General features: G+C 54.4%; 22 protein-coding genes and 1 tRNA gene. 13 read left to right on the top strand and 10 right to left on the bottom strand.

Going from position 1 to position 21,365, the window contains the following annotated elements; translation table 11 throughout:
* Nucleotides 1-93: 93 nt before the first annotated feature.
* From ADG72_RS03570 to ADG72_RS03555, 4 genes are all read left to right on the top strand, one after another.
* On the top strand, nt 94-1,128 hold the full coding sequence (locus tag ADG72_RS03570; protein WP_239667643.1) for a vWA domain-containing protein: 1,035 nt from the start codon (nt 94-96) through the stop codon (nt 1,126-1,128).
* Nucleotides 1,118-2,143, top strand: a complete 1,026-nt coding sequence (locus tag ADG72_RS03565; RefSeq protein WP_048712311.1) for a hypothetical protein — start codon at nt 1,118-1,120, stop codon at nt 2,141-2,143. The genes ADG72_RS03570 and ADG72_RS03565 overlap by 11 nt, the downstream gene beginning before the upstream one ends.
* A 103-nt stretch (nt 2,144-2,246) precedes the next feature.
* Complete coding sequence (locus ADG72_RS03560; RefSeq protein ID WP_048712309.1) at nt 2,247-2,795, top strand: NADPH-dependent FMN reductase; 549 nt, start codon at nt 2,247-2,249, stop codon at nt 2,793-2,795.
* 483 nt (nt 2,796-3,278) lie between these two features.
* Complete coding sequence (locus ADG72_RS03555; protein WP_048712308.1) at nt 3,279-4,754, top strand: LssY C-terminal domain-containing protein; 1,476 nt, start codon at nt 3,279-3,281, stop codon at nt 4,752-4,754.
* Here the strand turns inward: ADG72_RS03555 and ADG72_RS03550 are convergent.
* The gene (locus ADG72_RS03550) at nt 4,735-5,763 is read right to left on the bottom strand and encodes a hypothetical protein (RefSeq protein ID WP_048712307.1); all 1,029 of its coding nucleotides are present in this window, start codon (nt 5,761-5,763) and stop codon (nt 4,735-4,737) included. The two genes, ADG72_RS03555 and ADG72_RS03550, sit on opposite strands and share 20 nt — an antisense overlap.
* Before the next feature lie 104 nt (nt 5,764-5,867).
* Between ADG72_RS03550 and ADG72_RS03545 the strand changes: the two genes are divergently transcribed.
* Nucleotides 5,868-6,161 carry a DUF4235 domain-containing protein gene (locus tag ADG72_RS03545; protein WP_048712305.1) on the top strand — a complete coding sequence of 98 codons (294 nt, stop codon included), beginning with the start codon at nt 5,868-5,870 and terminating at the stop codon, nt 6,159-6,161.
* Here the strand turns inward: ADG72_RS03545 and ADG72_RS03540 are convergent.
* Nucleotides 6,148-6,519: a sterol carrier family protein gene (locus tag ADG72_RS03540; RefSeq protein ID WP_048712304.1), complete on the bottom strand. Its 372-nt coding sequence runs from the start codon at nt 6,517-6,519 to the stop codon at nt 6,148-6,150. The genes ADG72_RS03545 and ADG72_RS03540 overlap by 14 nt on opposite strands.
* 78 nt (nt 6,520-6,597) lie before the next feature.
* Here ADG72_RS03540 and ADG72_RS08655 point away from each other — a divergent pair.
* The 3 genes from ADG72_RS08655 (at nt 6,598) to ADG72_RS03530 (ending at nt 7,896) form a co-directional block, all read left to right on the top strand.
* A tRNA-Ser gene (locus tag ADG72_RS08655) sits at nt 6,598-6,684 on the top strand.
* 204 nt (nt 6,685-6,888) lie between these two features.
* On the top strand, nt 6,889-7,461 hold the full coding sequence (locus tag ADG72_RS03535) for a hypothetical protein (RefSeq protein ID WP_048712302.1): 573 nt from the start codon (nt 6,889-6,891) through the stop codon (nt 7,459-7,461).
* Between the two features lie 18 nt (nt 7,462-7,479).
* Nucleotides 7,480-7,896, top strand: coding sequence for a DUF4913 domain-containing protein (locus tag ADG72_RS03530; protein ID WP_048712301.1), 417 nt, complete (start codon nt 7,480-7,482; stop codon nt 7,894-7,896).
* 13 nt (nt 7,897-7,909) lie between these two features.
* On the opposite strand, the gene ADG72_RS03525 is transcribed toward ADG72_RS03530, so the two are convergent.
* From ADG72_RS03525 to ADG72_RS03515, 3 genes are all read right to left on the bottom strand, one after another.
* Nucleotides 7,910-9,640 carry an ATP-binding protein gene (locus tag ADG72_RS03525; protein ID WP_048712299.1) on the bottom strand — a complete coding sequence of 577 codons (1,731 nt, stop codon included), beginning with the start codon at nt 9,638-9,640 and terminating at the stop codon, nt 7,910-7,912.
* Nucleotides 9,641-9,649: 9 nt separating this feature from the next.
* Nucleotides 9,650-10,702: a DNA cytosine methyltransferase gene (locus tag ADG72_RS03520; RefSeq protein WP_192831725.1), complete on the bottom strand. Its 1,053-nt coding sequence runs from the start codon at nt 10,700-10,702 to the stop codon at nt 9,650-9,652.
* 362 nt (nt 10,703-11,064) lie between these two features.
* Nucleotides 11,065-12,141, bottom strand: coding sequence for a hypothetical protein (locus tag ADG72_RS03515; protein ID WP_157857679.1), 1,077 nt, complete (start codon nt 12,139-12,141; stop codon nt 11,065-11,067).
* 182 nt (nt 12,142-12,323) lie between these two features.
* On the opposite strand from ADG72_RS03515, the gene ADG72_RS08865 reads away from it, so the two are divergent.
* Both ADG72_RS08865 and ADG72_RS03505 read left to right on the top strand, forming a co-directional pair.
* Nucleotides 12,324-12,458, top strand: a complete 135-nt coding sequence (locus ADG72_RS08865) for a hypothetical protein (protein WP_275043133.1) — start codon at nt 12,324-12,326, stop codon at nt 12,456-12,458.
* A 784-nt stretch (nt 12,459-13,242) separates the two neighbouring features.
* The gene (locus ADG72_RS03505; protein ID WP_048712294.1) at nt 13,243-13,506 is read left to right on the top strand and encodes a hypothetical protein; all 264 of its coding nucleotides are present in this window, start codon (nt 13,243-13,245) and stop codon (nt 13,504-13,506) included.
* 373 nt (nt 13,507-13,879) lie between these two features.
* Here ADG72_RS03505 and ADG72_RS03500 read toward each other — a convergent pair whose 3' ends face one another.
* The 3 genes from ADG72_RS03500 to ADG72_RS03490 all read right to left on the bottom strand — a co-directional run bounded on the left by ADG72_RS03500 (nt 13,880) and on the right by ADG72_RS03490 (nt 16,592).
* Nucleotides 13,880-15,196 carry a DUF4921 family protein gene (locus ADG72_RS03500; protein ID WP_048712292.1) on the bottom strand — a complete coding sequence of 439 codons (1,317 nt, stop codon included), beginning with the start codon at nt 15,194-15,196 and terminating at the stop codon, nt 13,880-13,882.
* A 50-nt stretch (nt 15,197-15,246) separates the two neighbouring features.
* Nucleotides 15,247-15,660 (bottom strand): ACT domain-containing protein, encoded by a 414-nt coding sequence (locus ADG72_RS03495; protein WP_048712291.1) that lies wholly within the window; start codon nt 15,658-15,660, stop codon nt 15,247-15,249.
* A gap of 86 nt (nt 15,661-15,746) precedes the next feature.
* Nucleotides 15,747-16,592, bottom strand: coding sequence for an aldo/keto reductase (locus tag ADG72_RS03490; RefSeq protein WP_048712289.1), 846 nt, complete (start codon nt 16,590-16,592; stop codon nt 15,747-15,749).
* Between the two features lie 199 nt (nt 16,593-16,791).
* Between ADG72_RS03490 and ADG72_RS03485 the strand changes: the two genes are divergently transcribed.
* Nucleotides 16,792-17,526 carry a TetR/AcrR family transcriptional regulator gene (locus ADG72_RS03485; protein ID WP_048712287.1) on the top strand — a complete coding sequence of 245 codons (735 nt, stop codon included), beginning with the start codon at nt 16,792-16,794 and terminating at the stop codon, nt 17,524-17,526.
* A gap of 91 nt (nt 17,527-17,617) precedes the next feature.
* Here the strand turns inward: ADG72_RS03485 and ADG72_RS03480 are convergent, their stop codons facing one another.
* Together ADG72_RS03480 and ADG72_RS03475 are read right to left on the bottom strand one after the other, a co-directional pair.
* A complete protein-coding gene (locus ADG72_RS03480) occupies nt 17,618-18,412 on the bottom strand; it encodes a hypothetical protein (protein ID WP_048712286.1) in 795 nt (264 codons plus the stop codon).
* Nucleotides 18,409-19,044, bottom strand: coding sequence for a DUF2510 domain-containing protein (locus ADG72_RS03475; RefSeq protein ID WP_048712284.1), 636 nt, complete (start codon nt 19,042-19,044; stop codon nt 18,409-18,411). Before ADG72_RS03475 ends, ADG72_RS03480 begins: the two co-directional genes overlap by 4 nt.
* A 159-nt stretch (nt 19,045-19,203) precedes the next feature.
* Between ADG72_RS03475 and ADG72_RS03470 the strand changes: the two genes are divergently transcribed.
* Complete coding sequence (locus tag ADG72_RS03470) at nt 19,204-20,772, top strand: aspartate:alanine exchanger family transporter (protein ID WP_048712282.1); 1,569 nt, start codon at nt 19,204-19,206, stop codon at nt 20,770-20,772.
* A 15-nt stretch (nt 20,773-20,787) separates the two neighbouring features.
* Nucleotides 20,788-21,303, top strand: coding sequence for an NUDIX hydrolase (locus ADG72_RS03465; protein ID WP_048712280.1), 516 nt, complete (start codon nt 20,788-20,790; stop codon nt 21,301-21,303).
* The last annotated feature ends 62 nt before the right edge of the window (nt 21,304-21,365 follow it).

Below are 21,365 nucleotides of genomic sequence, written 5' to 3'. Positions count from 1 at the left end.
GGGCACTTCAGGTGTCAAATAGATCCCCCTAGAGGATGAATTTGAGATGGGCACTATACTTGCCAGTGTTTGATCCGATCCGCAGGAGGAATATTGTCGCTCTCCTTCCGACCCCTTATGTCGGTTGCAATCATCATTGTGATCATTGCAGCGTGCGCTTTCTTCTCCTGGTGGAGTGCCCGGCGTCATCGCCCTTTTAGAACATCGGATCTGGTGCGCAGAGGCGCTATCACCTGCGCTCTGCTCTCGATCCTGATTGGTCCCTCAGTTCCTGGTGAAGCGCAGAAAGTGACGACCAATGTCGAGGTCTGGCTTGCGATTGACCGCACGGGTTCGATGGCCGCTGAGGATTGGGAAGGTGGAAAAACTCGCCTTCAAGGTGTGAGCCACGATGTTGAGCAGATTCTTCAAGCTGCTCCCGGTGCTCGTTATCGCATTATTACGTGGGATTCCGAGGCCGATACCGAGCTTCCCCTGACCTCTGACCTTGGTGCAGTTCGCTCCTTCGTTTCGACACTGACCCAGGAAGTGAGTTCTTCTTCGCGCGGTTCGTCCCCGGACCGCCCCGCACAATACATTGCGGAAGAAATGCAGGAAGCAGCAAATAAGCATCCTGAAAATACCCGCGTGCTTTTCGTATTCACCGATGGTGAGACCTCGAACAATTCTGCTTGGAGAAGCGCTGGTGGAGGCGACTCTCAGCAGTGGGACAAGATCAAGCCCCTCCTGACGGGAGGCTTGGTGATTGGCTATGGAACCGAAGAGGGCGGGAAGATGAAGGTTGCCGCTCTGGGGAAGCAGAATGATGGCTCGAATCCCGAATACATCAAGGATTTTTCCCAGCCCGGAAACCCCGACGCAATTTCGAAGATTGATGTCAAGAAGCTGAACGAGATCGCTCAAAAACTTGGTATCGATATGGTTCGGTCACCCAATGATTCCGCCATTAGCTCAGCAGCTTCATCCTCGGTTCAGAATGCGCGAAATGTTGCCGACGCAAACGATACGATCCAAACCTCGCGCTATATTTTGTGGCCATCCGCCCTTGTTTTGACTGTGCTATTAGCTTGGGAGGCCGCTATTTTTGCGGGTCGTATCCACGCGCTGAGGAGGACCCGTGCGATTTAAGCGCCGCAGCGATAAGGAACAGCGTCCTACTGCTTTCTATCAGCCTCCTGTAGACGGCGAGGCCGCCACTGACGCCCAAACGGGAGATGGTGGCCCCAGCGCGACCCCGGCCTCGGCAAAGAGGAACGGGGCGGAGAAACCGCGACGCAACGGGAAACTATTGCGCCCTCTGTGGTGGTCTCTCCCCATTGTTGTGGTTGCGCTAGCTGTCGGAATTTATATGACCGTCCTGCCGCTGTGGGCATGGAATACGGGTCGCAGTGCGCGCGCGGGGAATAACGAGGGTGCACTGAAATCCTATTCACGGCAGATTTATTGGGGAGATCTTGGCCCTGCCAGCTGGGTTGCGCATTACAACGCGGGGACGCAGCATGTGAAGCTTGATCATCCTGACGAGGCCGTCGCTGAGTTGCGCATTGCTTGGGACCGGGTTCCGAAGGCGAAGCAGATCGAGGATGGTCGAATTGAGACCTACTCCTATGAATGCACCGTCAGAATGAATTTGGCGCTTGCTCTGGAAAAGCAGGGTGATGCGGCGATGAGTACGGATCGTGCGCGCGCTGCTGAAATTTATAAAGAAATGGGAGAGGTTGTGGCCCCGTGTCAGTCCGCGGCCTCGACGCAGAATCAGCAGAACCAGAATCAGCAGGGCGGCGGCGGTGGCGCCGATGCTGACAAGGCTCATGATCGTGCTCAGCAAAAGCAGCAGCAGGCTCAGAAGCAGGAAAATCAGGACAAGGACAAGGACAAACAGAATCAGGATAAGGACAAGCAAAACCAAGACAAAGATAAGCAAAACCAAGACAACAAGGATAAAGACAAACAAAACCAGGATCAGCAGAATCAGGATAAGGATAAACAGGACCAAGACAAGTCCAAGGATCCTTATCAGGGAGAGACCAAAGAGCAACGCGCGAAGCGTGAAGAGATGCAAAAGCGTCAGGAGCAAACCGATCGCGAGGAGCGCCAAAACAAAGATCGCAAACGTGGAACCGGTGGTACTGGCGCCTGGTAAATCTTCTGTGATCTAGGACTTAGGTCGGAATAAACCGGAATCTAGGTGGCGTTTATATCTGCAGTGCTGCTTGAAAGCGGCTCCTAGATGAAAGGCTTATCCCATGACGTACAAGGTCGCTTACATCATTGGTTCGCTGTCCTCGAACTCCATTAACCGCAAGCTGGTTGGTGCGATGATTGCCGATGCTCCGGCTGATCTGGAATTTGTTGAGGCTGATTTCTCGAAGCTGCCGCTGTACAGCCCTGATTACGATGCGAACTACCCGCAGATCGCCACTGACTTCAAGAAGATCCTTGAAGACGCCGACGCGGTTCTGATTGCAACTCCTGAGTATGATCGCTCGATTCCCGGTGGTCTGAAGAATGCTATCGACTGGTTTGGTCGTCCGTGGGGATCCAACCCCATCGGTGGTAAGCCTGTTTATGTCGTGGGTGCATCCATGGGAGCGGTTGGTGCTGCTGCTGGGCAGATCGCAACCCGTCAGACTCTTGGGTTCTTCAACCCCTTGTTGATGACGCAGCCCGAGGTTTTCGTGAAGATGTCGCATGAGGATATCGGTGAAGATGGTCGCTTTATTGATGCGGCAACTCAGGGATTTGTGAAGTCGGCTATTGAGGCATTTGCGGACTACATTCGTGCGCACGCCTGAGCGTTGAGTTTGCTGAGTTAAACAACCCTCCAGCCAAAACCGGGACTAAAGTCCTTTTTAAGGCTGGAGGGTGTTTTTTTTGGTGCGCCTCCGGTGCTGACACTTCTGGTTCATGTAAATCGCATCACCCTGTTTTATTGGGGTAGACAAGGTTGTCATTTGCGTTCAAAACCTTCTCATTCAAACGAAATTTCCCAGAAAAACACAGAAGTAAAAACCTCCGAATGGTTTCTTGCCGGCGCTAACGTGAGGAACGGAGACGTAAAACACCCCCTGACATTCTGCGTCTCCACGAGGGCGCCTGTTGAGTCTCTTTCCGGGCGCCCTCAATCTCTTTTCTTCGAGTCTTATGCCGATGATGTGAGCTCGAAAAGCCTGCGGTGTTGAGGTGCAAAAGATGAAAATGAATATTCTCAGAAAAGCGGAAGGATGAGCCTTCTCAGACTAGGCTTGTGGCTACACGTCTACGCATGAGGAAGGGACATGAGCGAGAATCGCGTATCGGCCATTGAGTCGAACTATGAAGGCGATAACGCCTCCATTCATTCGCGTCCGCGTCCCCAGAAAGCCCCTGTTTACCAGCGTGCATCTGACAAACTCTCGTTTACACAGGATCGTGACTGGGGTTTCGATGATGTTGTCGATGCCCTGTTCTTTATCTTCTCCGGTGTGGCAACACTGTGGCTCGCCTACGTTTTCTTGGCGGGGTCAATCAAGCTCAAACCCACCGCTATCGCATGGTTCCTGATCTGCTGGGCCGTTACCGCATACCTCGCACTCCCCAGAATCCATCAGTTGCTCACGTGGCTCTATGTTCCCGACTATTTCATCGGTCGAACGAGGACTGCTGATGGTCTCCTTGGCGACCCAGTAAACCTCGCTCTTGTCGGCAGTGAGATCGATATTCACGCTGCCATGACTGAAGCTGGATGGGTACGTGCTGACCCGATTACGCCCCACACCGTTCTTCGAGTAATACGCGCCTTCGTCAGTCGTAAAAGCTACGATGCTGCGCCAGTTTCAAACCTTGTGCTCTTTGGACGTAAGCAGGACTTTGCCTACCAAAAAGGCGTTCCCGGTCGTTCTTCAGAACGCCATCACGTGCGTTTTTGGCGGACGCCTGATGGCTGGGTTCTTCCAGGCGGTCGTCGCGTCGAATGGCTTGCAGCGGGAACCTTTGATCGCGCTGTCGGATTGAGCCTTTTGACCTTCCAAATCACCCATAAGATCGATGCTGATATCGACATCGAGCGCAACTTCATTGTTGATGACGTCCTCTTTGCTAACCCTGCGGCAGAGCTTGAGATTCTTCCCGATTTCTTCAGTTCATACCACGACAAAAATGGCGGTGGCGACCGAGTCATCACCGATGGCGATCTGTATCTACTGGACGTTCACGACGTTGAGCCCAACGATGATGATGCGCATGAAATGGCAGATGCTCATGATGTCGATTCTCAAGCAGATCGCCAGCGCCCAGTCCAACTGGTCGTCGGTATGGTCCTGGTTGCCCTCATGTTTGCAACCGAGCTGTTCCAGACCTATCTAATCCTTCAAAATCCGTGGAAGTACATTGCACTTAATGTCATCGGCATTGATGATGCTGCCAATGCGCAAATCTACATTTTGACGCTGAGGCTGATTGTCGCCCTTGTGACTTTGATGCTTCTTGTCATGGAAATCATTACTGCTGTTATGACGTGGAATGGACACCCTCGTGCCCGAATTATCCTTTTGACAGCTCTGAGCGCCGACATTATTTTCGGCGCTGCAGATATTGCCAGTTCGGGTGCGACTCACATCGTCTTAATGACGCTGATCCGTTCGTCTTTGGGAGTGCTTGCCCTCTTGGCTCTTTCTGCGCGCGCCTGCCACCAATGGGTCAGAGACCGTAAGAAAGAACGGCTTCAGGCGAAAGCAAAGGTTGCAGGCGTCCTACCTACTTCACCGGCTTCATAAACCACGCGGCTTGCGAGTCCTCGGGCACTCCATCGTTATAGGCAAGTCCCGCATAGGCCGCGGCATTCTTCCCCAGCTGGGATTCGAGGAATGCTTGGAAGGAGCGAACGGCTTCGGAATTTGAAGAAGACTGTGGGACTGCCACTGAGATGGTTGAATCCACGCACGTCCCGGGGATAGCCTCAGCGCGGCTTTCGGTGCCGGTATTGGAGGCTGCAGCAACCGCCAAGCGCGCATCCCAGATCAGGATCGGACGCTGGTGGGATCCCTGCGTGCTGGTGGCACCCGAGATGAGTGAAAGGTGATCATCCGCAAGGGTAGCGCTCCACTGTCCCAGGGCCTCCGCTGCGGAGGGAGCGATCGAGTGCGCGTCGTTCAGGTTTCCTTTCCAGTCCTCGTAGTCCTCGCCGAGGAGTGAGCTGGCCTTTGCGGCAAAAGCGGCCCCGGCCTCGGAATCTTGGGAAGGGATCGCGGTCAGGGGAGCGAAGTTTGCAGAGGAAAGGTCCTTGAGCGAAGAGGGGAGTGCCTTGCTATTTGCGGAGAACCATGAGCGATCGGCCCACGCGCATACCGGGTCATTGCCGATGGAGATTGCTGTCCCCAAAGCCGCGGCTTGTTTTGAATCGACGCCAAAGATAACGTCGGCATTTTGCGAAGAATTTGGAGTGTACTCGGTTTGCTCAACGGTGTATCCGCTGGCAGCTTCGAACGCAGAGACGTAGTCAGCGGGAAGCTGCCAACCCGGCGCGTAAGCGATGCGTAGGGTTCCGCTTCCTCGTGGAATTCCGTCAGTATTGCCTGCGATTGCGCGGTTCTTTGTTGCCGAGGCCGTGGTCCCCTGAGCCGAAGACGTTGAGTCTGTGCGGAAGGGATCATCCGTCCACTGTGCTCCCTGTGGGATGGAGGGGGAACACGCGCTGAGGGCTAATGTGCCAAGAAGCATGATGCTGAGGCGGCGCAGATGCTCTGAGCGTTGGGTGGACGGGGAGGCGGTCTTGGTCTTTCGCACCGTACCAGTCTAAGCAATAGTGCATGGAAGGAGAGATATTCCTGCGGTGATAGGGCAAAATGTCAGTATCGAGTGTTCGATGCTATCTGACGCAAGGAGTCATCATGGGAAGCAGTCTTAGCCAGAAACTCATTACCGCAGGGCTGTCGATGGCCGTCGGTTTCGTGGCCGGAAAGGCCGCGGAGCTGGGGTGGAAGGCTGTGACGGGACAGGCTGCACCTCAAGATGATGATGGCACGGCATCCTTGGTTTCCGTGGTCGCTTTTGCCGCGGTTTCTGCAGCTATCGCAGCGATCGCCCAGCGCGGCGTGGTGAACAAGACGAATAAGTGGTTTGCGCCGGTTGAAGCCGCATCGCAGATCCTGTCGGATCTTGATCAGCCGGCTATCGCAAATTAGAAAATAGCGGAAGATACGTGGAAAGATCGGTGCGCTGTCCCGAGGCCTGAAGGTCCCCGCGCGAGAGCGCGTCATTCCAATCCAGTATTCCGCATGCCAGTTTGAGCCATGTTTCTGGCGACATTTCAATCACCGCCGGGGGAGTCCCTCGGCGGTGAGTTGTACCCGGGAGGATTTGCGTGGCACCGGCCGGGGGAACGCGGAGTTCGACGGCGCGACCGGGGTGAAGTTCGGCAATTTCTTCAAGCGTGTAGCGCACTGCGGTGAAGAGTGTTTGTCGCGAAGCGCTTTCTGGGGCGCGGTACCACGTGAGGAGAGCGCTGTGGCCTTCTGCTGGATCGATACGCCGTTTTGCCATGTGGTCAGTCTAGGTCGCTTCGTCTATGTTGGCGTGGAATTGCCCCATCCTGCCAGATCCGCTATTGTGGAGTGCCGAGGTAGCGTGTCCGAGCGGCCGAAGGTGCAGCACTCGAAATGCTGTGTGGTGTAACAGCCACCCAGGGTTCAAATCCCTGCGCTACCGCGTTTAGGCTTGTGGCCCCAACTGATGTTGGGGCCACAAGTTTTTTTGTTCGGCAGGTTAGTTCGGTGCTGGGTGCAAGGAATCTGGGGTTAGGGTTATAGGACACCACGTCTTGCTGGAAGGGTGACTTTTCGGCTTTGTCGCGCGGGAAAGTTACTATTCAAAAACACTCTTACCCGACAGCTGACAGGCAACCTCAGTATCGTGACGGACGAAACCGAGAGAGCAAAGCTCGTAGAACGCCTCAACAACTCGACGCTCCCCAGCGAAGTCAAAGAAACCCTGAGCCATGTCATTGAATCTGCCCGCACCCTCGAAGAAACGCGCGCCCAGCTCGCCCGCGCCCAGCGTGAAACCAACGACGCCAACGCCAGGCTTGACCAGATGCTTCACCTCGAATCAGCAGCGCGCGATGAAGAAACCCTCGCTCGCCACCAGAGCGAACACACCGACCAGGAAGCCTCACTAGGACTTGCCAGCCAAGAAGAAAAGGACGCAATGCGCACGCGCGCCGATATGGCCACCACTGCTGCTCAGGACGCGACCGGCGATGTTGACGACGCGCGAGCACAAGTCAGCTACACCACCACCCGTGAAGCCCAAGCGCAAGCACACTACGTTGGGACGGCTCAGACGCAAACATCTGTGCGTATCACGAAAGAATCATTCCCCACCTCAGCCCTCAAAGGCCTGCGCGCTCTCTTGGGTAAAAAGACTACGGTATCGGCTACGCCAAGGCCTCGCCCGCGCACCCAGTCCACCGGACGTAGCCGATAAAACCCTTGGGAGCCTCTCATGAACGATGACCTTGAAGAAGAAAATGAACACAAAGAAACAGACGCGGCTGCCCCCGAACTGCTCTACCCTGATGCGCCTACCTGGTTCGAGGACTACCTGTCCTACCTATACAGGCGTGACCTAGGCCGATCAACCACGCTCTGGTGCGAACGCTGGTTTGACCACCCCGAAGCCCTGACCCGCATCCAGATTCTATGGCGATCATGGGAAGCAGCCCGCCAAGATGACACAATGAGTGGCCTAGCCACATGGTTCGTCAATATCGCTGACCCGATGATGCGCGAACTCTTCAGCCCCGAGGGCACATTCAAACGCTGTATTGACCGCCACGAAGTACGCACCTCCGACAAAGACCACCTACCATACCAGCCCTACTATGAAGAACTGCGCCAAGACTTTCATATGAACACGTGAATATCATGATCGGCTATGAGTCAAGAGGGGAGTCATGGGCTACCTCATCGTCATTGAAGATTGACAACGCCTTCTCGAGAAGAAGAGGCAGGAGACGATAGAACTCGCGTTCACCTGCGTCGTTGAGCCCAGAGGTGTGCATGATGATGTTACGCAAATATGCGATGACTCGAAGCTCTTTCTCGTCAATCTTGTAGGAATCGGGGATCACCGTCAGATCAGGATCATCAAAGTAGCTGTTCAATGAAGATAGGAGATATCGAATACCTATGTAGGCGGGATCATCAGTCTGTCTGCGAAAACTCGGCTTTGCCTTGTCATTGGCAAACAATTGCTCCTCTGAGCGTTTCCCATGCTCCACCTCCTTGCGCGCTCCCCTTGTTAAAGGGAGGTGGCGTTCTCGGATTGCGGTGCGAGCGAGATTTTCAAGCGTGAACAGAAACTGATACTGGATACTCGCTTGCGTGCTTCCTTGACCAGCCTCGTTAAGCCATTTCTTACCGATTGTGGCGATCTGAGGATCGTTTACGGCGCGCGAAATGTGATCAATCCACCTAGCGATCTTATCTTCAACTGCATGAGCGAGATCTTCAGATGCGCGTTCGACAGGACGGATACTCTCATTTTCAGCATCACCTGTCTGCTTCGATTCACGTCTCCACGAATCCCATTGTGAGGCAATCGTGCCAAGAGCTTTTGTGAGCCCGCCAAGCATTGTGTCAAACTGCTCGTTCCCATCAACGACGCCTTCTCGTGACGACGTAAAAGGATCTGCATCAATTGTGGCGTCAAGTTCATCAAAATGGATCTGCCCATAGAGGTACTGCGTGAAAAGACGAGCATCGGGGCAACGACGCAGAATATCTTTTTCACGTAAACGCCCGTTCACGTACAGATCCACTGTTAGGTGCTCCCCCGTGCCTCGAATTTGTCGATGTGATGGCTTGTGAACAGACGCGATAAAACCGTGAACTCCTGGAGCAAACTCAATCTTCGACATTCGTGTTGCTGACGGACACAACGCAAGATAAGGGTCATCGGGTGTGTCTTGTACCCATATAAATTGAGTATGTTCTGCAAGGTCTGTAAGATCTTCGACAGTGATTGGATCGTCATTGAACCGAATTTCAAAACTCTCATCACGGATCGTGTGAGTGAAGAAAAGGGCGATGAGCCGACGAAGTGTGTCACACGTGTTGTTTTGTACTCGAACGTTTTCGAGATAGAGCGCAGTCCCATGTTGTTTCGTGCTCAATGCATCAAGTGCTTGCTGAGCGGGTGCGCTAAGCTGCACATCATGAGGATTACCGTCATTCGTGATTTGAACGTCGAGAACGGAGTTATCGATCAGACAGCCAACCACTGATGACCCGTTTTTGAGCGACGCAACGCTTACCATATCGGCGCACGACAACAATGCCAGCTTGCCGATGCCTTTCGCTCCAATAAAAGCTCTTTTAAGCCGTTCAGAACGGGTCGACTTGCGGTCTTTACGTTTGGAATAACCGATTCGTAAGAAATGATGCTGCAGGTCGGTAGCATCCATGCCTTCACCGTCATCAACAATCAACATTGATTGTGACTTACGGTCGTACGTGATCTCAACGTGTTCAGCGTCAGCATCCCAAGCGTTGGAGATAGCTTCACCAAGAATAGTGATGAAATTGCGATACAGCTGACGTCCGAGGTGATTGAGTACCGTCAACGAAATTTCAAACGAGAAACTGGTGTTTGGAGTGCTCATATGAATCCTTTAGTGTTCGGCTACCTCATCGTTGATGGCACAACTCATTATAAGCGTTCCAACGTGCTTACCGAATGGTGGGGGAACTGCATTGCCAATGAGTTTTCCTAAACGTGTCAGCCTCGGCTTCTCCCATGGAGCAATGAACTCAAAGTCACGAGGAAACCCCTGCAAGAGCGCAGCCTCGCGTGGAGTGAGCGTGCGTGGCTGTGACGGATGCCCGAAACGTCCTGAGCCGTAGTTATAAAACTCAGTGGTGATCGTTGGTCCTAGCTTCGTCCCATCTATTACTCCGTAAAACGATTGAAATGATGCTCCGCTCGCCTTGCGATGGCATGGTGCACGCAACTCTTCAGGCCAGTCCCGCCATGTTCCCCCAGGAACAGATGCACGAATACGTGCGAGATTGATCGGAGACAAAGCCCGAGCATAATGCAAACGATCATGCGGATCTGCCTGTCCAGCGACAAGAGTAGGTAGTCCGCGCAGAACATCATTCACACTAGGAGCCACAACGCCACTGTCCTCGGGAATCTCAATCGAACCAAGAGCAGAAGCTACGAGCACAAGACGACGACGTGTTTGAGCAAGACCATGCTTTTCACCTTTCAACACCGTGTAATCCACCCAATACCCACACTCACGTAGCGTCGAAAGGAAACGCTCAAAAACAGGCTGAAAACGCAACGGCGCAACATTTTCCATCGTGACAAATTCGGGTCGAGTCTGACGAACCAAACGGCCAAACTCATCAAGCAGATCCCACGCCTCTTCCTCACTGGTGTCCCTGCCACGTCGCTGCTGAGAAAACGGCTGACATGGCGCACAACCTGCGAGCAACCGGTAAGGCGCATCCGCCCACACCTTATTGAGATCCTTCGCCTCAACATCCCGAACGGACGCTTCAAGGAAAGGAGCGTGAATGTTATGTTCATACGCCCACTTGCACGCCGGATTATTATCAATCCCTAAAACGATGTTGATACCAGCTTGTTGAAGCCCAAGGGAGAGCCCACCAGCTCCGCAAAATAGGTCAATCCCCTGAATCAGTGGCTCAGTCATGTAAGTCTCCGCCATCCTTCAAAACTCACTCCGCAATCTAATGTTGAGAACACACGCAACTTCCCGACTCCTTATCTCGCGCGCCCGTGAGGAGGTTGCGAGCGGGGACGAGGACGTGTAGCCACCGGCGGGGGAGTGGTCGTACCTTCCCTCTTACCTTTACTTCTAAGCACATTCAAGAAGCGATTGTTGGCTAAGAATTCTTGCCTCCTCATGCTTCTTGAATCCCCATTAGTACTCACGTCATCAGTCCGCGGCTCGGTGTGACAGTGTCAATGGGCGCATCAGTTTCTGAAACAGCAGGGCGCTCCAAGACTGCAACATTTGTCTGTGAACGACCCTCCGTCGCCTGCGAGCGACGTTCAGCAATATACATAATACATACGAAACTCATCGGCAGCACTCAGGTCTTGCAGATCCCACGCGCTCTGCAGATTCGAAACTTCGCCAATGATACGCAACGCAGTATCACGTTGCTTTTGGTGGCGGACAGCTTCGCTTAGCGCCATAGAAATCTCAATCATGGAGGCAGCAATAGCTACACCACGATTGTGCTTACCGAACGAACGACTTGCGCGCATAGCACGCACACCATTACGAACTGCCAGCGATGAAACCCGATGCTGATGAGGGGCATCTTTGAGTTGAGCAAGACGCCCAAACGCGCGAACGGTCGCAGCGATACGGGGATAGGTGTTCCCCACATCAAGCGCAAGCGCAGCATGCACGCCTGCAAGATCGCTTGCGATATTCGCTAAACCAACTCTGTCTCCAGGGGGAAGCGCACGCGACCGTTCAATTGTCTCAACCGTCAAATCAGCAATCGCTCGATCGTAATCGCCACCATGCTTTGGGCGATCAGGACGAGTAGCGCGTTCGGCATGGTGCCACAATTCCAGCGCCTCACGGCGAGTATGAGAATAGTCAAACCAGTTCTGCCTCATGTGAGGTAACGTCAAATCGTAAGCAAGACTCGACCCACCATACCAGTGCGGTTGACTGCCAGGTCTGGGGCGTAACGCGACCGAATCTCCCACCACGACGTTGGTATCGCCACGCGCGTAACGGGGACGGAAGATAACATCTTGTCCACGCAACTCTCGCAAAAACTCTGCTTCGGCCGTTGCAACAACAAGCGCTGCTCGCACGCGAAATTCCGACGCTTCACGGTCAGTTAAGTTTTTCCTTCCACGCAACGCGCGAGCTTGCTCAGTCGGTTGAATACCGTTACTGTCACGACCATGCCCGCGCGAATCAAGAATCTCCAACCCGTACTTGTACTCAAGCATATTAGCGGTAGCTTGAGCCTTCTGATAATTGCGCCGTACCTTGGTATGCGGCCCATCAAAACGCACGAGATTAGTGGCAAGGTGGAGGTGATCCCCGCCGTTTTTTGTCACCCCATGACGCACCGATTGCCGTATTCGCCAAGCCACCACGACGTGCCCCAAACTGGAGGCCTCGCGAGGCTTATACGCTCTTGGACAACAACTCTTGTGCGCGGAGGACCTGGAAGCAGCCACGGAGAGGCTTGCGCCTGACCCGACGCATGAAAGCCGTGTTTTGGTGGTGCTACACCCACTCTGCTCACCCTGAACCGGCAGCGATAATCCTGGCCACCATGCCCACCGACGCGCCCTCGAAAATGCCTGGCAACAAGCCACACAAACCCACCGGAACCATCCCCGGCTGGGGCGACGCAATCTGCTTCAACGAACTCCACCACCCCACCCCCTACCACAACACCTGGGACTAACCCCCGACCAACACGTTTTGTCCTATAACCCGAAGATCATTCGATTCTTTTGGATTGGGTCAACGTCAGGATGTTTCGGCTACTTTCAGCCGGCCAGTCAAGTAGGTCTGGTTGAAGCGCGTGATAAAGCGTGAGGTAGTGTCTGAAACCCTCTGAAAAACTCCTTCGTTTTCTTTCTCCAAACTGGACGCAAATGAAGGTACCGGTCTTTATCCTGGCTTCTGTCAGGTTGAAGGGCCTGATGTTCAATGAATCGCAGTGATGCTGAATCGTTGAGCAGGATCGACTGTATTTCGAATGCAGGAGGTTGTGATGGCGCGAGATGCACTAGCCGCAATGTCATCTTGGGCGAATTCTCTGAGCACACGTGGCACTTGTGTCGCTTCTTGTTTTCCCCGCACACGCGGGGATGAGCCCAACGCAGGCAGTGATTGATCACATTCTTTACGGGACAACAAAGGCAAATGGGAAGCGCACGGGCGGACACTCATACAGGCAAGCAGAACGCGAAATGAGGCCAGGACAAATCGCCTTCCCAAGAACCTGGAGCAACACCGACATTATCAGGGCCGCGTTTCTAACAATTACCAATCCGACGTCTCTTAGGATTACGCAACAAGGGTGCCGAATTTACGCATACAGCACAGTTAATGGAGTGCGCAGATAAGCGTGAGAGGCAAACACGCGACAAAGGGCGCAACAATTACTACACATCCCATTGGAGGCGTAGGTGTACTTCGCGCATCAAATGGTAAATTGACACCAGTTGAGTGAGGGAGTGATCATGACTGAGGCAATGTATACGGTCGAAGACCTCATCAAATATGCAGACAGTATCCTTCCTATTCCCGTTCTCGAAGATGAGAAGAGTAAGTTCCTTCTTGAAATAGCCGAGGACGAATCGCTCACGATGAAAATCATCGGAGACCTCACTATTTACGGAGTAGACATCCCGGAAAAACTAATCGACGGCCTTGTAAGGGGGTACAACGAAGAACTGATCCGGGAGTACTGGGAGGACTGCCTGTACGACAGGCAGCACGCCTAATTCCCTCTCTTCATTTTCCCCGCACGCGCGGGGCTACAAATCAATGTTGTCTCACTGCTACTTGCCGCCCAAACAATTTCCACGCGGTTTCTTGGTGTGCATGCAGCGCAAGCCAAGCCTGGCTTTCCTGATAAATCCCTGTTACGCTTGACCTGTCGGGTTGGTACCCTCCGCCAGGCTTGAAATAACAGCACGGTTCAACGCGGGGGCCGAAGGCCCAACATTTGTATAAGGCGAGGGAAGCCAGCCAGCCCACCAGTTACCCCGGGCAGGCCTCGGGTCTCTCGCCTTTACTATGCCCGATAAACCGGGAAAGCGATCATCTTGACCGCGCGCAAACAACAAACGAACGACGGCAATCCGCCTAAAACCCTCACCTCAGCAGCAGCGGCGTGACCTTGCATTCTTCGCCCAGCTTCATCGGCGCGATCGAACATTCATCCCGCATAACAACCAGGCGTTCCAGCATCCGCTGGTGCACGGACCATGGATCGATCGTATTGAGGTAAATCCTTGTCCCGCCCTCAAAACCGGCGATTGTGGAGATCCTCCACTTGATCAAAATCCTCATGCGCATAGGAATTGATGAACTCGGGGGCCGGTAGTACCACTCCTCGTTACACGGCACCTCCGCGCCCGTCGCCGCGTGCATTGCGTGCACAAGGTCGCTGATGCCTCGTAATTGCTCAGGGGAGTACTCCCAGGGTTCAGCCGGCGCGTGAAGTGGCCAAATCGCCAAGGAGGGATAGCGATGCCCAAACCCAGCCATCGCCACAGCATGATCGTTTTGCGCCAAAATTAGCCCACGCGTCGCCGCGATCTTCAAGAGCTCGTCATAGATTCCCGGATAGGTCCGTACGCGCTCAATCTCGTCATGCGTCTGAGTCGAGAACTCATCAATCGCCACAAGCTGCTTATGCAGGTGATCAAAAGACGCGCCCGCGGGCTTAAGCCAGTTCTGGAAAGCCACAACATACTTCACGGCTGGATCCAAGTCGTACAGGTCCCGCATCGCCCGCACAGTCATCGACATGTACTGGAAGTGTTCCTCGGGAGTCAGCGTCCCGGCCGATGCCAACTGGGACGTATCCTTCGCCCCATCAACATAGTGCCGACGACCAACGATCAGATCATGCCCGCCCGAAAAGAAACCATTTGCCTGACTGAGCTTCTCAGAATCCGAAAGAGCGGCGAACTCTTCTTCGCTCCCGCCGGAGGCCATGAAGCGTGCGCGCACCACGTGCATCACGTGGTCGTAACCCTGGGGCGAGGCAAGGTACTCCGCCATCCTGCGCCGCTCGGCCTCGGAAGGAACATGGTCGTGATTGAGGTGCCAATAGTTATACGAAACGATCTCGAAAAGGTTGGGAATCCGCCGAAATTCTGCAACGGTATCTCCAAGTTCCTCAGCGCCGAGGCCGTGGAGAGTTTCCCATTCCCCTGCGTGTGTGCGGATCACGCGGGCTTTCTCTGGCGGAGTCTCAAGATAGCGCGCCGAGCAGAATGCGCAATGATGCCCATCAGCATCATGATCGATCAGGGGTGGCGTGGAACCGGGACGAGTCAGGGGACGATGAGCTCGACCGGGAACTGTCCACACTTCAGTTCCGGTCAGAAGATTTCGCTGTTTCACCGTGCCGTCGGCTAGACGGAGGATTGCCTCATCGCTTCCCGTAGGTAGTACAGCCATGCTTCTACTTTATTCCGAACGCCTTTCCGCGTCTGATGAACAGGAAAATTTCAGGCGGGAAGCCAGCCCTTTGCGCGCCTTCCCAGATCTTCAAGAAGAGCCGTTGCCTCCTGAGCGCGATCAGGCTGAACAAAGAGGTGATCGTGGCGGCGGCTGGCAATGAAATTCGCAGTAATTGAACGCGCAGCAAGGATCTGAGCGATAGATGCCGTGATTCCGATCGCGGCCAGCTCGGTCGAAGAACCCAGGTCAATTCGTGTGTACAGCTCATCGGGGTTGATTCCTGCTTCGCGCGCGGCTTCTTCCTCGACAACCACAGTGTAGGAATCCTCGTCGCGGATCAGCGCAAAAATGTCGACATTCTGGGGGATTTCGTTAACCAAAGAGAATGCGTAAGTACCGCTGGGCGTGGGATCAAGAGAAGCAAGAACGCGATCAAGATCGGTCGAAGATGCATGTGTCATAGCTTCACGATAGCCCAGCGGTACCCACAAAATACGGCCCTGTCTCACATCGAAAAACGATATAAGTTGCGCCTGAAGCGAAAGTTTTACATCCGGTCCATGACATCTGGGTGCTTACCGGTGCGTCCCGCTTCTCCACGGTCCAATGCATCGATTCGAGCTATCTGCTCCGCAGTCAGCTCAAAGCCCGAAACATCAAGGTTTTCTGCTCGGCGTTCATGTGACGAGGCCTTGGGGAAGACAACGTCTCCCCGTTGAAGTGCCCAACGCAAAACTACCTGAGATTCGCGTGCGCCGACCTCGCGGGCAATCTCGATGATGCTTGGTTCGCTCAGGACAGCTCCTCGAGCCAGGGGAGCCCAGGCCTCGGTAATAATTCCATGCTCAGCGTTAAAACGGTGAAGCTCGCGGTTTGTGAAGTAGGGATGGGATTCGATTTGGTTAACAGCGGGCATGATGCGCCCCTGCTCAAGAATCGGGGCAAGGTGATGGGCCTCGAAATTAGAGACTCCGATAGAGCGCACCAGGCCCTCATCCACAAAGCTTTCCATTGCGCGCCAAGTCGGCATGATGTCGCCCCCGTAGAACATCGGAAGCGGCCAGTGGATCAAGAACAGGTCCAAGTAGTCCAGCTGCAAGTCCTCCAATGAGCGCTGAAGGCTCTCGCGGGCAATATCAGGCTCGTGATTGGGGTTATTCAGCTTAGAAGTGACGAAGATCTCCTCGCGTGCGAGAGAAGTGTCGGCCAAGGCGCGGCCAACCTCGGCCTCGTTCCCGTACATCTGTGCTGTATCGATATGTCGGTATCCCAACTCGAGCGCATCACGAACGCCGTCATATGCGTCTTGACCGGTCAGTTTGTAGGTCCCAAAGCCAAATTGAGGAATAGAGGCTCCCGAATTCAAAGGCAGGAATGCAATTGACTGACCCATAGAAAACTCCGATACAAAAACGTATAAAATGCCAAAAAATTATGCCCTGAAACACATGATATGCCCCCGTGGTGGCGCTGCGACTTTCGCAGCTTCAGATTTGGGTCTTAAAGCGTGAAAATCCCTTATTTTCCGCGTGTGACAGCAGGAAAATCTCGTTAGACTTTTCGACGTAGTTAGATATACCGCGGAGGTGGCTGTGGTTAAGAAGCGTGCAGAAGGCGAAAGCAGGGCGCGTGCGAATACGCGTTCACGCCTGGTTGACGCCGCCATTGAAATTCTGGTGGAGCGAGGTTTCGCAGGGACCAAGATCGACGAGGTCGTGGCCTGTGCCGGATTCACCCGCGGTGCTTTCTATTCGAATTATTCGAATATGGATGAGCTGTTGGAAGATGCATTTATTGCATACTCAACGCGGCTATTAACAGAAATGACGCAGGCCTTTGATTCAATCGAAGGGCCGCTCACCCTAGAACGCATTGTTGATACCCTCGACAGTCTTTCCGCGCAGGGGCGCACGGCGTATATCCTCCTGATGGAATATCGCCTGTACCAAATGCGTCACCCCGATGCAGATGGAATTCCTGGAAATCAGCGCAACCAGCTTGCTGATTTTGTGACCCAGATGCTCGAATCCGCTTTGGAACGCATGGGGCGGCGCGCACTATTGCCCACCAACATCATGGGAGAGATCCTCTCGATCTTCTACCTCGAGGCTCTAGGTAGCGTGAATGACTCCGCCGAAGCCAATCAGATGCCCATTCGAAAGATCGTTGATGTGATCGTCTTTGGATTCTCAGTTCCCAAGGACAGCGAAGAACCAGTCGCTCAGGGGCTCGAAGGTACCGACCGTGAGCAGTTCCTTGCCGAGGCCGTGGATCCTTCGCGTGAAAAGCTGATCCCCTTGGTCCGTCAGGCACTTGCACATAGCTGAGGTAACACTCGCAAATAGCTGAAATACGTGTTGAGGGGGTACGCCACAGTGCGTACCCCCTCAAGCTATAGCTGCCGAAGCATCAAGCGTTCTACTTGAGATCGCTTGGCCACCACTGCAGGTTTGTGACTCGACAGGTCAGTGCCCGACCGGGAAGGTCTGCCTCACTCTTCCAGTCTTTCGAACCACCCGGAGTGACATCGGGGACCTTGACAATGCTGGTTGCAGTATCTGTTGTGCCCTCGAGGGTGTAGGTGATCGTCAAAGTGAGATCGGCCTTCGTCTTTGTCTTTTGAGCAAATTCAGGTCCCTTGAATTGATCGATCGTGCCGCTGAGACGAACGTGGTTGCCATCCGTTTCGCACTTGATCGTCCCGTTTTCGGTGCGTGCGCTCACGCGTGAGTAATCCAGAGAGGCGGTCAGCGCCGAGTACTTATCGCCGCAGACGTTGCGGACTGTCTTCTCGCTGGGATCGATCATCTTGAGCTGCTTAAGAAGCTGGTCAATCTTCTCTCGAGTGCCTGTTGAGTCAGCGTTCACCGAATCGCACCAGGGTTTCACCTGCTTCTCTGCGAGCTTCGTCTGTGCCTCGTCGAGCTGTTCCTGAAGGGTCTGCGCCTGCTGTTCCAACTGCGCAGATTCATTCTCCAACGAGTGGTACCTGTTCAGAGCGACCATATTCTGCGTGAAAGTCACCAGCGCAAAGACCAATGACACAGCGCAGATAATCGAAGTAATCAGGAATAAGCGCTTCGATGAAGCGGTCTTGGGCGCAGCTGCCTTCTGCTGTGCTGCTTCAGCATGGCTTGCCTCTGTCGCGGCTTGAGCTTGGGTTGCGTTTGCTGCCTGTCCCTGATTCGGAATCTGGGGTCCGTTCGTGCTCACTTGCCTGCCTCCCCGAGCTGCTTATTCAACGTATCGACTTGCTTTTGCAATTCGCTGATGGACTGACGTGCTGGCTGAAGTTCTACATTGACCGTGTTGGCTCGCGCATTATTACGTGATGCTGCGCCAAGGAAAAGGAAGCCAAGAACGATGAAAAGAACGCTCAGCACAGTGAAGATAATGGCCCAAGTCTTTTGCTTATTGCGGGGTTTCTTCGGAGCCTTAGGCTTCTTCGGCTTTGCGGGAGCCAGGGGAGAGCCGGGGATGGTTGATGCCGTCGCCGGAGTGCCCGTGTAACTTGCAGGACGTGGGGGGAACCCTCCCGCGGCGAGAGGCGCACCTTGCACGGGTTGCTGGCTTGGATATGTGCCTGGAATTCCTCCCTGAGCGGGGGGATAACCACCCTGTTGTGCCTGGTAGTGCGCCTGAGCAGAGCCGCTATTTGCTGCAAGAGGACTTTGGGGAACAGCACTGTACGAGGATGAGGTTGTCGTTACTGGACGCTGGGGAGCTGATGCCTGTGCGGCACCCTGTGCTGCCTGAGTGTTATTCGTCCACTGCGTCCCATCCCACCACCGCAATTGTGAGGGATTTGAGGGATCGCTGTACCAACCCGCTTGGGGATTTGTCATGGAGGGATCCTTCCGTATTTGTCCTTTTATTGAACGGTAACATGCTGGACGGTATCTGTAAGAATTCTGGGTGCAATGCGATTGGATGCGTGGGTGTATTCACACTCCACGCCCATCTTGCGTCCCTTTTTTAGCCATTTGGCCACTACCCTTAGACCTATGGCCCAATTCCTCGCACAGAACCATCTTTTGACGATTTTCCTGGTTGTCGGACTGGGTGCTTTTCTAGGCGCGATCCGCTTTGGGCCGCTGCGTTTCGGTGCAGCCGGTGCACTGTTTGTGGGCCTACTTGTCTCTGCTTATTCACCCCAAGCCGGTCAGGGGACCGCGATCATCCAACAGATCGGTCTAGCATTCTTCGTCTACACGGTTGGTATCGCGGCCGGTTCCACCTTCTTCTCCGACCTTCGCAAACAGACCTCGCTTTTGGGGTCGGCCACAATCATCTGTGTTGTCGGTGCGGTCGTCGCCACGATCGGAGGACATTTCCTGGGACTGGGCAAAGGCCTCGTAACCGGGCTCTACACAGGTGCGCTGACCGCTGCGCCGGCGCTAGACGCAGCGACGCGAGTCAGTGGCGATCCTCAGGCAGCAGTTGGCTATGCCTTTGGTTACCCCATCGGTGTGATTGTCGGAATCGTTGTTGTCACCATGACGGTGACGCGAAAGTGGCTGGGGGAGAAGGACACTCCATCGCTCGCGGGCGCTGGCCTCGACGCCGTTACTGTTCGGGTGGACCGTCCGATCTTGACGCGAAAGATTCTCGCTTGGCGCGAAGGACGCGTACGTATGTCCTACCTTCAACGCGAAGGTCACACTCGTGTCTTGATTCCCGGTGAAGAACTTCGCGCCGGCGATCTTGTTGTTCTAGTCGGTGGAACCTCTGCTATTGCCGAGGTCGTTGAGCAGTTGGGAACGCAGGTTTCCGATCACTTGGCTGATGACCGCTCCGATGTTGCTTTTGAACGAATTGTTGTGTCGAGTCCTGACGTCGCGGGACGAGCAATTGTTGAGCTCAATCTAGCGACTCGTTTCGGTGCGACCATTACCCGAGTCCGTCGTGGTGATCTTGACCTGTTGGCACGTGATGATCTCAAGCTCAATCTGGGTGATCATGCGGCAGTCGTTGTTCCGCAGGAGGAGCTTGATAACGTCCAGAGCTTCTTGGGTGACTCGGAGCGTCGGGTCAGTGAAGTTGATGGAATGGCCTTCGGTATCGGCATGGTTCTGGGTATGGCCTTGGGGGCGATCCCCTTCCCAATGTTTGGTGGGGCAACCTTCCAGCTGGGATCTGCGGCCGGACCTCTGATTGTCGGAATGCTGCTGGGGGCACTCCGCCGAACCGGACCTCTGGTGTGGACGCTTCCCGCCTCAGCGAATATCACGATTCGCTCCGTAGGACTGATGCTGTTCCTGGCTGCTTTGGGCTTAAATGCGGGGCCCGCACTTGTTGATCTTTTGCTGCGTCCGGAGGGCTGGAAGGCTGCGATACTAGCGACGATCATCGTAGCGGTGTGCTGCGCCGCTCAGGCGATTGCCGGCCGATATCTGGGATTGTCTGCGCCGCGAACCGCGGGGGCTGTTGCAGGTTTCTTGGGGCAGCCGGCGGTATTGCAAGCGGCAGATGCTCGTGTTGCTGATGAGCGTATCGAGGCCGCTTACGCGACATTGTTCGCCTTCGCGATCATCGTCAAAATTTTCTTGGTTCCATTTATCTGGACACTGTGAGCTAAGGAGTAACTCATGGCAACACCGGATTTTGTTCTGGAATTACGTCGGCACGTGGGGCATTCCATGCTGTGGCTTTCAGGTTGCACCGCTGTCGTCTTACGAGGCCGTGATGGAGCCGCGATTAATTGGTGCTCTCCCATCGACCCCTCCTCGGTTGAGGTACTTGTTGTTCAACGCGCCGATAATCACGCGTGGACACCGGTGACGGGAATTATCGATCCGGGTGAAGAGCCGGCTCAGGCCGCGTGCCGAGAAATCCTCGAAGAGACTGCATGTCAGGTACGAGCCATGCGCTTGCTGAGCGTTGAAGTCGTTGGCCCGGTTACCTATGAAAATGGCGATCAGACGACTTACCTGGACGTAGCCTTTGCGTGTGAATGGCTCAGCGGAGATCCCTTCCCCGCAGATGGTGAGAACACCCAAGCGATGTTCGTACCGGGGGATCAGGTCCCGCAGATGAATGACCGATTCACTCGGACTATTGTGCGGGCATTCAGCGGTGAGCAGGCGGCTGATTTTCAGCGCTAATACTTCGCTACATGTCTTGTGACAGGTTTTAGTTGAAAGTGGGGGGCGGGGAGTTCGTGAAC

The sequence above is a fragment of the Trueperella pyogenes genome (assembly GCF_001070855.1).
GTDB classification, from domain to species: Bacteria; Actinomycetota; Actinomycetes; order Actinomycetales; family Actinomycetaceae; genus Pauljensenia; species Pauljensenia pyogenes_A.
This window is presented reverse-complemented; position numbering and strand designations above follow the sequence as displayed.